The organism is Gemmiger sp. An50, assembly GCF_002161595.1.
Lineage (GTDB): Bacteria > Bacillota > Clostridia > Oscillospirales > Ruminococcaceae > Allofournierella.
Window position 1 is genome coordinate 46,695 of sequence record NZ_NFID01000007.1, and the last position, 14,810, is coordinate 61,504.

The following is a 14,810-nucleotide window of genomic DNA, read 5'->3' on the forward strand; positions in this document are numbered from 1 at the left end:
GATTACCTCCGTTTCTGCCAGATCAGGTCATAGCCCAGCACATCGGCCAGTTCCACAACCTCCTTGTAGCGGATGGATTCCCGCTGGAGCTTGGCCGACAGGTTGGAAACGCTGTCCGACCAGCCGTATTCCTCATGGAGCCGGTCAACTACCTCCTGCATGGTGTATCCGGCCCGGACGATCTGTGCCTTAATCTCGTTGCGTACCGTCATCATCAAAAATCCTCCTAAATTTACTTGATAAAAAAGCGAAGCCGGTACGCCGTCTGGCATAACTGCTTCGCTGTGTCGTGAACAATCCCCTTGTCACCAAATCCGTTCAGAATTGCCGGTGCGATGTCCTGTCCATAGGCCGCACCTTCCGACTTTACCGTTCCGTGTGATTTGGCTTGAAGCCGTGCATTTTCCCATGATTCCATGCACCCGGTTCACCGGGGCGAGAAGCACGGTTTCGCAAAATGATTTCTTCCAACCGTCAAATACTTTTCGATTCCCATTTGCCTTGATTTTGCATGGGGATTTGACGGGTGATTCTGACTGCCATAGCCGCCGAATTGCTATATGCTATAAAAGGGAGAACAACGGTCAATCAAAGCGTACGTACGTACACGGTTCAGCGCCGCCATTCCTCCGGCACATCTTCCGGTACGTACGTACGCATCGAATCACCGGAAAACACTGATATATGATTTCTCACTAATACCTCAATTCCCAGAAATCCACGCACCCGCCGTCCGGCTGCGTTGGTCACATTGTTGCAGTATTCCAGATTGTAGCGGCTCTGGCAGGCGATCAGGGCTTCGCTGAAGCTGCGTAGCTTCAGGGCAGGCAGGTTGTTTTCGGTGCAGTAAATCTGGTATGCCTCGTATAGTTCTTTGGAGCTGGCAGATAGATCGGCTTTCCGGCGAACATACCCGTCAGAATCCAGAAAATCATAGACATTGTTATTGTCCCGTTTGACTGCCTCCCGGTTTTCTCTGGTGCGGTCGCTTTCGGTGAACTTGAAGTTGTTTGCGGCCAGCCGCTGCAATCCCTCAAAAGCCCACAGCAGAATACCCCCCACCTCGGCTTTCATCTTCTCGGCAAGGTCAGGATCATCCACACGGCCAGCCGGTTTTTCTTTCGTGGTCAGCACCAGCTGGCGGCGATAAAACCCGTCGCTCCGGTCAAACAGCGCCTGCAAATCCCCGTTGGAGAAGGCCAGTAGCCGGGCGCACATCCATCCCTGATAGCTCTGCTTGCCCTTGCGCTCCAAATCCATCTTGCCCTGGGCGGTGACAATGGATTTCACATAGTTGGTCTGGCGCAGGGCTTCCATCCGCATATCGTCGTCCACGCACAGGAGGATATGTTCCAGGTCAGAACGGGCAAAACGGTTCTCGGATATTTTCCCGATGCTGCCATCCTTCATGTTGGAGCCGAACAAAGTTCCCAGAACAGCGCCGATCTGCGACTTGCCCTCGCCGCCGCTGCCCTTAATGACCATCATCCGTTGTCCCTTGTTGCTGGGAATCAGGCAGTAGCCGATATATTCCTGCAAGGTGGGGATGTCCTCCGGGTAGAGCAGGCCATCCAGAAATTGCAGCCAGAGAACAGGCTTTGGGGCGTTGGGGTTGTAGGCCACGGGGAAACGGTTGCGGACGATTTTCGGCTTTCCCTCCGCAAAGGTTCCGTCCAGAAAAAGTGTGCCATTGGAAAGATGAATCCGATCCGGCTCCGGGGGAAAATCCTCCGCCAGCGCCGCCAGCTTCATCAGCTCCACGATGTTGCTGATTTTGCGGGGAATGTTGCTGACCGCACAGCATTTCAGCTCCTCAAAAATCTCTCCCCGCAGGGGCAGTTCGTCTGTCACACGGCCTTCGGGCGTGAAAAAAGCCCCGTTTGTGAAGATGATCTTGTGCGTCTGCAAGAACTCCTCACAAAACAGGGCTTCGTTGATGCTTTTTCCATCAAACCAGACGGGCATCCCGTCAAGCTGCGCTTTGTTTTTCATGGGCATCGTCCTCCTTTTTCAGCCTGTCCAGCCGTTCCTCCAAACCGGCAATCAGGCCATCCTTGTTCAGCATTTCCACGATTTTTACCCGCTGTTCCAGTTCGGCGGCAATGAGCAAATCCGCCAGATACTCCACATAGTCCAGCATCTGGCAGGCTTCCACAAACCGGTCATCCAGAACATCTTCCAGTGTCTTGGGTGCGTACTGCACCTTCCAGCTTTCCAGAAGATGCAGATAATCACACAGCACCCGCAGACAGCGCACTTCTTCCTGCCGGTATGCTGTCAGCAGGGGACGCTCCGGTTTGGGCAGGACCGCTGCCGCAGGGGGCTTGTCCGGGTCAATCCCAAAATCCTGTGCCAGCTTCTGCGCTGCCTCGTAGCTGCTCAGGTCAAATAACCTCGCCACAAGGTCGATCACATCGCCGGTGGCTCCGCAGCCGAAGCAGTAAAAATACCGTTCGTTCAGCTTCATGCTGGGGTGCCGGTCCTCATGGAACGGACAGCTGCACATCCCGTTTCGGTTGACTTGCAGCCCATAGTGTTCCGCCGCATCCGGCACACAAATATTCTGTTTTACCAGTTCAAAGAGTGTCATAAAAAATCCCTCCGTTTCAGGGCATAAAAAAAGCGGCCTGCCCGGTTTATTTGGGCAGGCCACAGTCCTTATGCAGTTTGTGATGTTTCCGTTTCTTTGGCTTTCCGCTTTTCCTGCCGGTAGAACTTCTCCCGGCAGGCGGGTTTGCAGAATTTAGCGTTGGGGCGGACAGACTGGAACGGCGCTCCGCAGCACTGGCACACCAGCTGATACGGTTCGCCCGGAACGATCAGCCCCTCAGCAATCTTCTGTTTGCGTTCCTTCTGGCGCAGGTATTTTTCATGGTCACGGATACGCTTCTGACGGCGCTTTTCCTCCGCAGCCAGTTCTTCCTCGGTGGGTTCGGGCATGGGCACTTCGAATTTCCCGATGAAATTCAGATAAATCTCAATTTCCTGCACCCGTTCCCCGGTGCTTCTGTCCGGGGCATGAACCAGAATTTTCTCCACAAATTCATGGATCATAGGGGCGGTCAGCTCGGTGAAATCCGTATATTTCTGTGCCAGCGCCAGAAAGTGGCTGGCACGGTCCGTGTCCTCATGGAATTGGTCCAGCTGTGCCTGCTCGGAGGCAAGCAGTTGTTCTAGCTCGGCCTGTTCCTTCTCATATTCGGCACACAGCAGCTCGAACCGTTTTTCTTCCAGTTTGCCCATGGCATAGGTTTCATACAGCTTTTTAATCAGCACATCCAGCTCGGCGCTGCGCCTGCGCTCCTTGGCGACCTTGCGTTTCAGCTCCTTTGCCGCTTCCTGCTGGCGAACCTGTGAAATGCTGCGAACTTTCTGAATAAATTCCTCCTTGTTCTGGATGGCATAGCTGGCGGTAGTGCGGATGGTTTCCAGAATCAGGGCATTCAAAGCCTTAGTGCTGACCGTGTGAGAAGAACACATCTGCGTTTCCCGCTCAAAGGTCAGGGTGTAGGTGGAGCAGTTATAAAAGTCGGTTCCATACTCCCGCCCGTCCTTTTTGCGTTTGCCCCGGTGGTTATACATCTTGGCTCCGCAGTCGGCACAGAACACAAGGCCGGTCAGGGGATTGGCGACGCCGGTGGTATCTGTCCGGCGCACCGTCCGTTTCACCTGCTGGGCGAGCTGCCAGGTTTCCGGGTCAACAATGGCCTCGTGGGTGTTCTCAAAAATCAGCCAGTCGGACGGGTCATTTTTTACCCGCTTATCCCGGTAGGACTTTTTGGAGGAACGGAAATTGACGGTGTGCCCCATATACTCCGGCTTGGTCAGCATAGAACTGACCGTGAAGCCGTACCAGTCATAGGGGCGGCTGGTGTCCACGGTGTTCTTCCGGCTGCCTCTGCCGTTGCGGGCCAGATAATAGGCGGGGCACTCCACCTTTTCCTGTGTGAGTATCTTGGAAATCTCATAGGGGCCATGCCCCTCCACCGCAAGCAGGAAGATTCTCCGCACCACAGCGGCGGCTTCCTCGTCCACCAGCCAGTGGTCCTTGTCCTCCGGGTCTTTTTTGTAGCCATAGATGGCATTGTTGGTGGTGGGCTTGCCTGCCTTGCCTTTGACACGGTATGCTGCCGAAACCTTTTTGGACTGGTCACGCAGATACCATTCGTTCATGATATTGAGAAAGGGGGCAAACTCGCCGCTGTCCTGTTCCTCGCTGTCAATGTTATTGGCAACAGCGACAAAATGAACCCCATTCTGCCGGAACATTACCTCGGTGTAAAAGCCGGTTTGCAGATAGTTTCTGCCGATCCGACTTAGGTCCTTACACAGCAGGTGGGCCACCTTTCCCGCCTCGATGTCCGCCACAAGGCGCTTCCATGCGGGACGGTCAAAGTTGCCGCCGGACCACCCATCGTCTGTGTAGTGGACGATATTGGTGTAGCCCCGCTGTGCTGCATAGCTTTCAAGATAACGTTTCTGGTTCAGAATGGAGTTCGAGTCGCCCGTGAGGTCATCGTCACGGGACAGGCGCTCATAGAGCGCAGTGATTTTTTCTTCCGTCTGTCTGTTTGCCATATCAGGCGCTCCTTTCAGACGGACGGCTCATTTGTGGCAGTTCCATTATACCACATTCCGGCTGGTTTGCCAGCCCGTCATTGCGGATCAGCCGCAGAATTTTATCTTCCATCGTTTCCTCGGCGGTTTCGCTGAGGTAGACACGAACTTTATAGGTGGTGTTGCCAATGTGCCGGGTCAGAAACACGGCGTTTTTATCTGCCATAGAACCTCTCTTTCTTGCGCTTTCGGCGCATCCGGTGTATACTGTTGTTATGGTTCCGTTGTTTGTAACCTGCGATTGTGTTACTTCTTTTTTATGTCAAGCCTGAACATGGCGAAAGCCCCCTTTCTCCTGTGTGAACGAGCAAATGTAATCTAAGTAACTTGTTTTCAGATTACTCTTTCACTAATAGGAGAAATCCGGGGTGCAAAACGGAACCATTTTTGAAAAATCGCAAAATATTTTTTGAAAAGAGGTGGGGTCATGGCGTATCTGTCTGATGACGCGCTTCTGGATACCGAGGGTGGCTTCACCGGATGGGACGATGGGACAGGCGCAGGGACGGAAGAAACGCTGGAACAGGCGCTTGCGGAAGAACGTCTGGCCGAGCTGGAAAGTGAGCTGGAGCAGGACGAGCATCCCATTGACTATGAAGCGGAGCTGGAGGACGAGGAAGAAGAAGCCGCCCCGGTCAGCGATAAGCGGCTGAAACGGGAGATGCGGGCCGAGGCCATACGGCGGCTGGAGGAAGCCGCCCGCACGGAGAAGGATTTCCGGGTCGTGGTGGAGGAATGGAACAAGCTGGACCGGAACCGGGAGCGCCGGGAACGGGACCACGAAAACCTCCGTGGTGATGTGCCGCTGGAATATCAGGCAGTGCCGGAACCCAAACTTATTCCCCGCTGGATGAACAATCCCGCATACCGGCAGCTGATGGCCGGAAACTTTCTGGACATCCTGTTTGACTGCCCCTATGAGATGCACAATCTGACCGCCGATGCCTTTGTTTCCCGCATGGTGGAGGAACTGAGCGAGGAACACAAGGAAGTTCTATATTTTCTCTCTTTGCGGCTGTACAGCACCACCCGGCTTGCCGCTGTGCGTGGGCAGTCTGACCGCAACATCCGCAAGCTGCGGAAAACTATCCACAAAAAATTGCAGCGCCAGATGTATGACCATCTGTGCGGTAAGCAGGAGCATGGCGGCAGCCTGACCTTGCGGGAACGCCAGTTTTTAGAGGAATACTCGAAAATCGCAAGAAAACAGGGCAAGGACGCCGTGATCCGGCGGGAGAATAAGACCAAGCGCAGAAAAAAGAAAAACCGCCCCTGATAATTGGGACGATTAAGGAGAAAGGGCGTGTATGATGAAAAATTTGTTTGAACAGTCCCGTTCCCATTGGGTTCGGTACGATCACTATGAGATGAAAACAGCGGAAGATGGCAAACAGTACATCACCCCCGGCAAGAGTGCAAAGCCGGATGTCTACAATCCGCTGAAAGAGGTCCCCAACATTGTGCTGGATGCCCTGAATGTAGGGATGCTGATGATGGGACGCAAGCCGGAAGCAGAAGTGGAAAAGGCAGTGATGGAGTTTGTCACCCGGTACGGCCTGCTGGGGCTGATGACCGCCCTGCCCACCACGCCGTCTTTTATGGACTATGAGGCGGTGTACCTGCCGAAAAACCACTTTATCAAGGAAGAAACCATGGCGACGGACCAATATCTGTCCCTGTTTTACCCCTTTGACCAGCTGGACTTGGTGAAGAAAGGCATAGAATCCACGTGGAATGTGTCCGGTGACCGGACGATGGTTGCCCTGACCATGACTTTCATGGACGAGCCGATGGCGAAAAACATGAGCTTCCAGCGGGAATATGCGGAACCCTATGACTGGGTTGCCCAGCAGTTCAAGGACTGGGCCTTTACGCTGACCACGGCCATTTTATACTACAATGATTATGATTCCATCGACGAGGACGCACGGGGGCTGTATCGCAAGGCTATGGCTGCGTTCGGTGGGATCGCCCCCAGCTACCACATCGAGCTGCTGGATAAGCCCACTATTTATTGGGACTTTCACTCCCTGCTGCTGGGCATCCAGATGATGTTCAGCTTCATGCTGGTGGACGGTGACCAGCCCCTGCGCCTGTGCAAGCACTGCCAGAAGGTGTTCCTGGGCAGCCGGTCCAACGCCGCCTTTTGCAGCCCACGGTGCAAGAACCAGTACAATGTCTACAAGAGCCGGGGAAAGAACCGGACGGATGGAGGTGACGAGGAATGAGTGAGGAACAGGGACTGACCCCGTATGAAACCAGAGAAATCCTCTTTTACAAGACCGAAAACGGAGAAGTGCGGGTGGAAATCCTGCTCTTTCAGGAAAATCTCTGGCTGACACAGGCAAAAATGGCAGAGCTGTTCGAGGTACAGAAAGCGGCCATTTCCAAGCATCTGAAAAACATTTTTGAATCCGGCGAACTGAGCGAGGATTCAGTTGTTTCCAAAATGGAAACAACTGCGGCGGACGGGAAACGGTATCAGACCAACTATTACAATCTGGACGCCATTATCGCTGTGGGGTATCGTGTGAACTCCAAAAAGGCGACCATGTTCCGCATTTGGGCGAACAGGGTGTTGAAAGAGTTCATCATCAAGGGCTATGTGATGGATGACGCACGGTTGCGAGAGCCGGAGAACTTTTTCGGCAAAGATTATTTCGAGGAACAGCTGGAGCGTATCCGGGACATCCGGGCCAGCGAGAGAAGATTTTACCAGAAAATCACGGACATCTATTCCCAGTGCAGCGCCGACTACGATGTGGAAAGCCCCATCACAAAGGAGTTTTTCGCAACGGTGCAGAATAAGCTCCACTATGCGGTCACCCACCATACAGCTGCCGAGATCGTATATGGCCGTGCCGACAGCACCAAGCCCAATATGGGCCTGACCACATGGAAAAACGCCCCCAAAGGCCGCATCCGCAAATCCGATGTCACCGTTGCCAAAAACTATCTGAACGAAACAGAAATGCGGAACCTGAACGAAATTGTCACCATGTACCTTGACTATGCGGAACGGCAGGCCCGCCGGGGAAATGTCATGTATATGGCCGATTGGGTCAAGCGGCTTGACGCATTTTTACAGTTCAACGAGGAAGATATTCTGCATGATAAAGGCAAGGTGACCGCTGCCATTGCCAAAGCCTTTGCCGAGAAAGAGTTTGAAAAGTTCCGGGTATTGCAGGATCGGACCTATCAGAGCGACTTTGACCGACTGGTTGCAGAGACTTCGGCTGATCAGACAGAATAACCGTATACACAGAAAGCCCACGCCTCCGGTTCTCTTTCCGGCTGCGTGGGCTTTTTGGGCCATCGCTTATTTCTTGTTTTGCAGCTGTTCATGGGCTTCCTGCTGGACAATCAACCCCGCCGAAAATCCATACTTGAAATGGCTTTCACTTTCCTCGCACTGGGCGATAGCGTTCTGCGCCCGGAGTTCCTCCACCAGCGCATAGTCCTCTTTGCTGAGCCGCTGGGATAACTGCTCCATCAACGCCGCACAGGTTTGGATCGCCTTGCGGTATTCCGGGGATGTGGGAACAACGGTTTCACAGGGATAAAACTCCCCGTTATACATGGCTTCCAAAATCATTGCGTTCCCTCCCTCAACAGTAGACCAACTCCGCCAGGACGATTTCCTCGGCCCTGTTGTGGATGGAGTTCATGGAGCGCACCCATGCCATCTGGTCGGCAGATTTCAGGGCTTCTGTGACGCCCTCTTGCTGCATCATGGCTTTTTCGATAATTTCCAGCCGCTCCCGGCAGGCGGTGTCGATTTCCTCCAAATGGGGAAACAGCTTTTCAGTGACAATAAGATCGGTATACAGAATGGGCCGGTGTTCTTTTAAGTAGGCACGGCGCAACCGGCCATATTTCCCGATATGATACTCTTTGGTGTCCGATAACACAAGATCGGGGATGAAATAGTCGCCGCATTGGGTATAAGTCAGTTCCATACAAAGCTCCTTTCGAGGGAATGTGATTGACAGTTATGGTAGGTTTGAGGGCATCCCTCCTTTATCATAACTGTCTTTTCATTCGCCACAAATGAGCCGCCAGTCATGATGTAATGTTTTTTGGTGTATTCCACCCTCTATACATTACATCATGAGACTTCATCTTGTAAGACTCCTATTTTTGCAAATATCCGATTCGTTTGTTAAAAACAGCGTTTCTTAAACATCTTTTCTATTTATGCGAACAAGAAGGCAAATCAGGTATGGGGCACCGAGAATTCCTGTAATAACGCCTACAGGATAACGAGAGGGAAAGGCATATTGCCCGATCATGTCCGAAATCATAACAAGAATCGCCCCAATCAATGCTGAAGTAATGAGATTGTTCTTTCCTCTACACATTTTGGATGCAATTGGTCCCGATAGAAATGCTACGGATGCAATCGGTCCCGTTACAGAAGTGGCAAATGCAATCAAAAGCAGCGAACATAAAATCAATCCAAGCCGCACCGCTGTGATGTTCAACCCCAACACTTTTGCATGGGAGTCTCCCAGTTGCAGGATTTCCAAATGCCGATTCAAAAGTAACATGGCCCCAAATACGATGCACACCACCACTGCAAGTGGTGGAATTTGCTCTAAAGTTACTCCGTTCAAACTCCCGCTAAGCCACCTTAATGCGCTAGACACATCATATTCTGACGCTTTCAGCAACATCCATGAAATGAGAGCATTTAAAAAAGCTTGTATTCCGATTCCAGTAAGGATCAATTTTTCGTTGAAAAAACGGTTGTCGTGTGCTAAAAAATAGATGGTAGAAGCAACGAGCAATCCCGATATAACCGCTAAAACCGATACAATACTACTATTCAATTTTAATACGAGGATACCGAATACCGCAGCAACGCTTGCCCCAGAAGTGATACCAATGATATCCGGGCTGGCAAGGGGATTTCCAAGCAGTTTCTGAAAGGTATTGCCAGCCAGGCCAAAAGAAATTCCGCAAAAGAGAGCTGCAAACATACGGGGTAACCGAAGCGTTTTTATGGTGAATGCGGCCCCTTTTGTTTCGTTGCTTTTTAGCACTTCCAAAACTATTTTGGGGGAATATATTGTGTTTCCATAAATCATCATCGTACAGGCAAGCATAAGTACCAATATAAGCAACACGAACACCGTGATGTAGTATCGTTTTTTTCTTTTATAGTATCCAATCACAGGTATGCTTTTATCGGTCATAAAGAACGCACCTTTACCCTTCGAATAATTGCAACAAAAATAGGGGCACCAATCAAGGATGTGATGATCCCGGATTCCAGTTCGCCGGGCTTTCCGGCAATTCTTCCGAGAACATCAGACAATAAGAGTACACAAGCCCCACAAAGCATTGATAACGGCATAATCCTTTTTAGGTCAGGGCCAGCAAGCATACGAACCAAATGCGGGACCATAAGACCAACAAAGCTGATAGGCCCTGCAAGTGCTGTGACCGATGCACATAGAAGTACACCGCTAAACGCCGCCAGTGCACGAACCAATGCAACATTCACGCCAAGTCCGGTAGCCATATCATCGCCCAGCGCCATAGCGTTTAACGATGGCACAAGTAAAAATGCCAACAAAAATCCTCCTATCAGATAGGGCAACACCACCCGGATATCCTCAAAAGATGCACCTCCAATGCTGCCAACCTGCCAAAAGCGGAACTGATCCATAACCTGTGAGTTCGGTAACATAACTGTATTGACAAGGGACTGTAGCGCTGTTGAGGCAGCGGCACCGGCCAAAGCCAGCCGGATAGGCGTTGCCCCCCCGCAACCAATGGAGGCAAGCCCGTACACAACAAGTGCTGCAAGTGAAGCTCCACTGAATGCTAGCCAAATGTAGTGGTTTGCATTGTTGATATGCAGATAAGCGATGCCACATACAACAAAAAGAGATGCACCAGTATTTACGCCCAATATACTTGGGTCAGCAATGGGATTTCGGGTAATCGACTGCATCAGCAGCCCTGAAACACCAAGTGCTGCACCAGCAAGGATGCCGAATATTGTTCTTGGTATGCGAGCGCTGACAATATTGACCTCTAATAATGGGGCATCATTTGAAAAAAATGCGCCTATAACGCTGCGAATGCCTACGGATTTTACTCCGTAGGCAAGCGATACGATCGCACAAAAAAGCAAAAGGACTATCATCATGAATAAAATAACTGGGCTTTTTCTTTTACTCATTTCACTTTCTCACAAGCTTGTGCCAAAACAGCAAGATATTCGTCAATGGTTGCCGGAATAGACAAAATGGTCGGTGTTGTGGATGCTGCAAGACGGGAAGAACTATCTATGAGCACTACAGCGCCATTTTTAATAGCAGGAATTTCCGACATCAAGGCATCTTCCTGCAACGCCTGCAATAAAGCCTCGTCACCGTACATAACCATCAAGTCAATATCCGAGAGAGTTTCTACATTTTCTCGGCTGAGTACAATCGAAAACTCCGAACTGCCGTTTGCTAACTCCTTGATGCTGTTGGGCAGTTGAAACCCAAGATCCTGCAGATATGAGGCTCTGGGGTCTGCGGGAAGATAAGCGTAAAAGGTGCTGAAGTCGTTTGCATCAATCCAGAAGAATCCGGCGTTGATTCCCGAAAATTCGGGGTGTTCGCTGATTTTTTTTGCAATCAATTCTTCAACATCGGCAACCAATGCCTCGCCTTCCGCCTTCATGCCCATACCCTCTGCGTTCTGCAGGGTCTGTTCTCTCCAGTTGGTTTTCCATGCTACTTCTTTGAAAGGAACAACTGGTGCAATAGCAGAAAGCGTTTCGTATTCCTCTTCGGTCATGCCGGAATATGCTGCAAGAATCACATCGGGTGCAGCATCGCTGATTGCTTCGTAGTCAAATCCGTCAGTGTCATCAAAGACATTGGGGGAGTTTTCGCCCAGTTTAGCAAATGCCTGGTCGGTCCACTCATGAAGGTGATGCTCTGTTATATAGCCGTAATTAGCTGCCGAAACACCGACTGGCACGACTCCAAGCGCCAAAACAGTATCCTGATTGCCCCATCCCAAAGTTACGATGTTCTCTGGTTTGCTTTCAATCACGGTTTCTCCGTAGGCGTGAGAAATTGTGATTGGATATGCGCCTTCGGCATCCGGGGTGGAGTTTTCGGTGATGCTTGACGCTTGCTGGCTGCTGTCTGCCTGTGTGATGGTAGATGTGGAATTTGCACATCCGGAAAGGATCCCTGCTAAGGTTGCAACACCAAGTACAATGGATAGTACTTTCTTTTTCATTTATAAATCCTCCATAAATATAATCATATCCCCAGCAGGTTAGCATTCGCTAACTTGCTGGCACAAATTCTATCATTCGTCTTTATCAACTGTCAAGGAATTCTTTTAAATTAGTTAAATTATTAAAAAGTTTTGTCTGTTTTTTTAACACAGTTCAATTAACGCTACCACTGAATCATTCCATCACGCTTATGTTGATAGTGCTAAGTACCATGCCATATAATTGTATCAAAATCGACTTCCTTGAAAAGCGGACCCCTTTTTGGTACTTCACCGATATATCCGCCATCCTTGCGCAAAATGGTAATGTTCCTGCTCCTCCCCTTGATGACTGACTGTTCACCTGAATCTAAAAGAAATATTTCCATAGCACTTGCAGAATGTTTTCGGCCGTCTTGACAGCATATTAAAAGAGATGTATTATAGCAGTGTTACATAACAGTGTTATAGGGAGAATATTATGGAAGAAAAAGTAACTGGCACTCTTGAGAGTATCCAGGAGGCTGCTATGCAAGAATTTCTAGAAAAAGGCTTTCAAGGTGCCTCCCTGCGCCAGATTGTGAAAAACGCCGGTGTAACCACTGGTGCTTTCTATGGATATTTCTCCAGCAAAGAAGCTCTTTTCAACGCCCTTGTAGAGCCCCACGCCGTTGCTCTTATGGGAAAGTTTATGGAAGCCCAGTCCTCTTTTGCCGAGTTACCTGAAGAAGAACAGGCTACTTGCATGGGGAATGCGTCTGGAGCCTGTGTAAGGTGGATGGTGGATTATATCTGTCAGCATCGGGAACCGGTTAAACTGCTGCTCTGCAGATCGGAGGGAACCAGTTATGAACACTTTGTCCACAACATGGTAGAAGTGGAGGTGGAGTATACGCTCCGCTACATGGATGTTCTCCGACGTTTGGGGCAAACTCTTCCGGAACTGAGTCAGTCTCTCTGCCATATCATCGCCAGCGGAATGTTCAATGGACTTTTTGAGATCGTCGTTCATGATATGCCGAAAGAACAGGCTCTGCGGGATGTAGAACAGTTCCGGGCTTTCTACACTGGCGGATGGATGAAATTGATGGGGGGATAACCCCTATCTTTTTTAAACATTAGTTAGCTATAGCTAACTTCAAGGGAGGTTTTTGTTATGACACAGAAGAAAAAGAATGATATTACGGTCCTGCTAGACTACGCGGGAAACTATAAGGTACTAACGTTTCTCGGACTAGCTCTGTCGGCAGTGTCCATGCTGCTAAGCATGGCACCTTACATTTGTATTTGGCTTGTTGCCCGGGATCTGATCGCAGTGGCACCGTACTGGATGCGAGCGCAGGATGTCACCCAATATGGCTGGCTGGCATTTGCCTTTGCGGTGGCCGGCATCGTTTTGTACTTTGCAGGATTGATGTGTACTCATCTGGCAGCCTTCCGCACAGCAACCAATATTCGTAAGCAGGGTGTTGCACATGTACTGAAAGCCCCACTGGGCTTTTTCGACTCCAACGCCTCCGGTCTCATCCGTGGTCGGCTGGACGCAGCGGCGGCTGATACGGAGACCCTGCTTGCCCATAATCTGGCAGACATCGTAGGAACCATTACCCTGTTTGTGTCCATGCTGGTGATGATGTTTGTCTTTGACTGGCGGATGGGCGCAGCCTGCCTTCTGGCGGCTGTGATTTCCACTATCTCCATGTTCTCTATGATGGGCGGCAAAAACACCAAACTGATGGCAGAGTATCAGGCAGCCCAGGATCGCATGACTAAGGCTGGCACCGAGTATGTCCGAGGCATCCCGGTGGTCAAGATTTTCCAGCAGACCGTTTATTCCTTCAAGGCCTTCCAGGAGGCCATCGAGGATTACAGCGCTAAAGCAGAATACTATCAAGGCGATGTGTGCCGCGTGCCGCAGTCCATTAATCTAACCTTTACTGAGGGTGCTTTTGTGTTCCTGGTACCTGCGGCTCTTTTCTTGGCTCCCGGAGCTCTGGCTGACGGTGACTTTGCAGGGTTTATTACAAACTTCGCCTTTTACGCTGTGTTCTCCGCCATCATTTCCACCGCGCTTGCCAAGATCATGTTTGCCGCATCCGGTATGATGCTGGCCAGTACTGCACTGGAGCGTATTGACCAGGTCATGTGTGCCCCTGAACTGAAAGCACCCGAACACCCCCAAGCCCCTCAAAACAGCCGTGTGGAATTCGAAGATGTGAACTTTATTTATGATGGATCGCAAACCCCTGCCCTTTCCCATGTGTCCTTCACTGCGGAGCCGGGGCAGACCATAGCCCTGGTAGGCCCCTCTGGCGGCGGCAAAACCACCGCCGCCAGCCTGATTCCCCGCTTCTGGGATGCCACCTCCGGCGTGGTGAAGGTGGGCGACGTGGATGTGCGGCTGATCGACCCCCATGTGCTCATGGATCAGATTGCCTTTGTATTTCAGAACAACCGCCTGTTCAAAGCCTCCATTTTCGAAAATGTTCGAGTCTCCCGCCCCAATGCCACCAGAGATCAGGTACTCTCGGCGTTGATGGCCGCTCAGTGCGGAGATATTCTGAACAAACTGCCGCAGGGCATGGACACTCTGATAGGTTCCGAGGGAACTTATCTCTCCGGCGGTGAGCAGCAGCGTATCGCACTGGCTCGGGCTATTCTGAAGGACGCACCTATCGTGGTTCTCGACGAAGCTACCGCCTTTGCTGACCCCGAAAACGAGGTGTTGATCCAAAAGGCCTTTACTGAGTTAACCCGGGGACGCACAGTGATCATGATTGCCCACCGTCTGTCAACCGTGGTGGGCGCAGATAAAATCCTGGTGCTGGATAAAGGACACATCGTGGAGCAAGGCACCCATCAGGAACTGACTGCCGCCGGCGGTCTCTATTCCAGGATGTGGGCAGATTACAATCAGGCAGTCCAATGGAAGATCACCAGCGAACAGTGAAAGAGGGGTA

At 51.0% G+C, this 14,810-nt stretch carries 16 protein-coding genes; 5 read left to right on the forward strand and 11 right to left on the reverse strand.

All coding sequences use genetic code 11. The features are described 5' to 3' along the window. Positions 1-2 precede the first annotated feature (2 nt). From B5G03_RS07920 to B5G03_RS07945, 6 genes are all read right to left on the reverse strand, one after another. On the reverse strand, positions 3-212 hold the full coding sequence (locus B5G03_RS07920; protein ID WP_430661831.1) for an LLM class flavin-dependent oxidoreductase: 210 nt from the start codon (positions 210-212) through the stop codon (positions 3-5). Positions 213-232: 20 nt separating this feature from the next. Next, positions 233-418: a hypothetical protein gene (locus B5G03_RS07925; protein WP_087181190.1), complete on the reverse strand. Its 186-nt coding sequence runs from the start codon at positions 416-418 to the stop codon at positions 233-235. A gap of 194 nt (positions 419-612) precedes the next feature. Next, positions 613-1,992: a DNA primase family protein gene (locus B5G03_RS07930; protein ID WP_087181191.1), complete on the reverse strand. Its 1,380-nt coding sequence runs from the start codon at positions 1,990-1,992 to the stop codon at positions 613-615. Next, positions 1,970-2,590 (reverse strand): CHC2 zinc finger domain-containing protein, encoded by a 621-nt coding sequence (locus tag B5G03_RS07935; RefSeq protein WP_087181192.1) that lies wholly within the window; start codon positions 2,588-2,590, stop codon positions 1,970-1,972. The genes B5G03_RS07930 and B5G03_RS07935 overlap by 23 nt, the downstream gene beginning before the upstream one ends. A gap of 68 nt (positions 2,591-2,658) precedes the next feature. Then, on the reverse strand, positions 2,659-4,578 hold the full coding sequence (locus tag B5G03_RS07940; RefSeq protein ID WP_087181193.1) for a recombinase family protein: 1,920 nt from the start codon (positions 4,576-4,578) through the stop codon (positions 2,659-2,661). Position 4,579: 1 nt separating this feature from the next. Continuing rightward, on the reverse strand, positions 4,580-4,783 hold the full coding sequence (locus tag B5G03_RS07945) for a transposon-encoded TnpW family protein (RefSeq protein ID WP_007885061.1): 204 nt from the start codon (positions 4,781-4,783) through the stop codon (positions 4,580-4,582). Positions 4,784-5,044: 261 nt separating this feature from the next. Between B5G03_RS07945 and B5G03_RS07950 the strand changes: the two genes are divergently transcribed. The 3 genes from B5G03_RS07950 to B5G03_RS07960 are packed head-to-tail and all read left to right on the forward strand — an operon-like array spanning position 5,045 to position 7,870. Next, positions 5,045-5,893, forward strand: coding sequence for a hypothetical protein (locus B5G03_RS07950; RefSeq protein WP_087181194.1), 849 nt, complete (start codon positions 5,045-5,047; stop codon positions 5,891-5,893). Between the two features lie 31 nt (positions 5,894-5,924). Then, complete coding sequence (locus tag B5G03_RS07955; protein ID WP_087181195.1) at positions 5,925-6,845, forward strand: DNA gyrase inhibitor YacG; 921 nt, start codon at positions 5,925-5,927, stop codon at positions 6,843-6,845. Then, a complete protein-coding gene (locus B5G03_RS07960; RefSeq protein WP_087181196.1) occupies positions 6,842-7,870 on the forward strand; it encodes a virulence RhuM family protein in 1,029 nt (342 codons plus the stop codon). Before B5G03_RS07955 ends, B5G03_RS07960 begins: the two co-directional genes overlap by 4 nt. A 66-nt stretch (positions 7,871-7,936) precedes the next feature. Here B5G03_RS07960 and B5G03_RS07965 read toward each other — a convergent pair whose 3' ends face one another. The 5 genes from B5G03_RS07965 to B5G03_RS07985 form a co-directional block, all read right to left on the reverse strand. After that, on the reverse strand, positions 7,937-8,212 hold the full coding sequence (locus B5G03_RS07965) for a DUF6809 family protein (RefSeq protein ID WP_002596150.1): 276 nt from the start codon (positions 8,210-8,212) through the stop codon (positions 7,937-7,939). 13 nt (positions 8,213-8,225) lie between these two features. Next, entirely contained in the window at positions 8,226-8,576 is a 351-nt protein-coding gene (locus tag B5G03_RS07970) for a TnpV protein (protein ID WP_071432524.1), read from the reverse strand. 219 nt (positions 8,577-8,795) lie between these two features. Further along, entirely contained in the window at positions 8,796-9,815 is a 1,020-nt protein-coding gene (locus B5G03_RS07975; protein WP_087181197.1) for a FecCD family ABC transporter permease, read from the reverse strand. Next, on the reverse strand, positions 9,812-10,810 hold the full coding sequence (locus B5G03_RS07980; protein ID WP_087181198.1) for a FecCD family ABC transporter permease: 999 nt from the start codon (positions 10,808-10,810) through the stop codon (positions 9,812-9,814). Before B5G03_RS07980 ends, B5G03_RS07975 begins: the two co-directional genes overlap by 4 nt. Continuing rightward, on the reverse strand, positions 10,807-11,871 hold the full coding sequence (locus tag B5G03_RS07985; RefSeq protein ID WP_087181199.1) for an iron-siderophore ABC transporter substrate-binding protein: 1,065 nt from the start codon (positions 11,869-11,871) through the stop codon (positions 10,807-10,809). Before B5G03_RS07985 ends, B5G03_RS07980 begins: the two co-directional genes overlap by 4 nt. Before the next feature lie 460 nt (positions 11,872-12,331). On the opposite strand from B5G03_RS07985, the gene B5G03_RS07990 reads away from it, so the two are divergent. Both B5G03_RS07990 and B5G03_RS07995 read left to right on the forward strand, forming a co-directional pair. After that, positions 12,332-12,949, forward strand: a complete 618-nt coding sequence (locus tag B5G03_RS07990; RefSeq protein ID WP_087181200.1) for a TetR/AcrR family transcriptional regulator — start codon at positions 12,332-12,334, stop codon at positions 12,947-12,949. A gap of 57 nt (positions 12,950-13,006) precedes the next feature. After that, the gene (locus B5G03_RS07995; protein WP_087181201.1) at positions 13,007-14,800 is read left to right on the forward strand and encodes an ABC transporter ATP-binding protein; all 1,794 of its coding nucleotides are present in this window, start codon (positions 13,007-13,009) and stop codon (positions 14,798-14,800) included. Positions 14,801-14,810 lie beyond the last annotated feature (10 nt).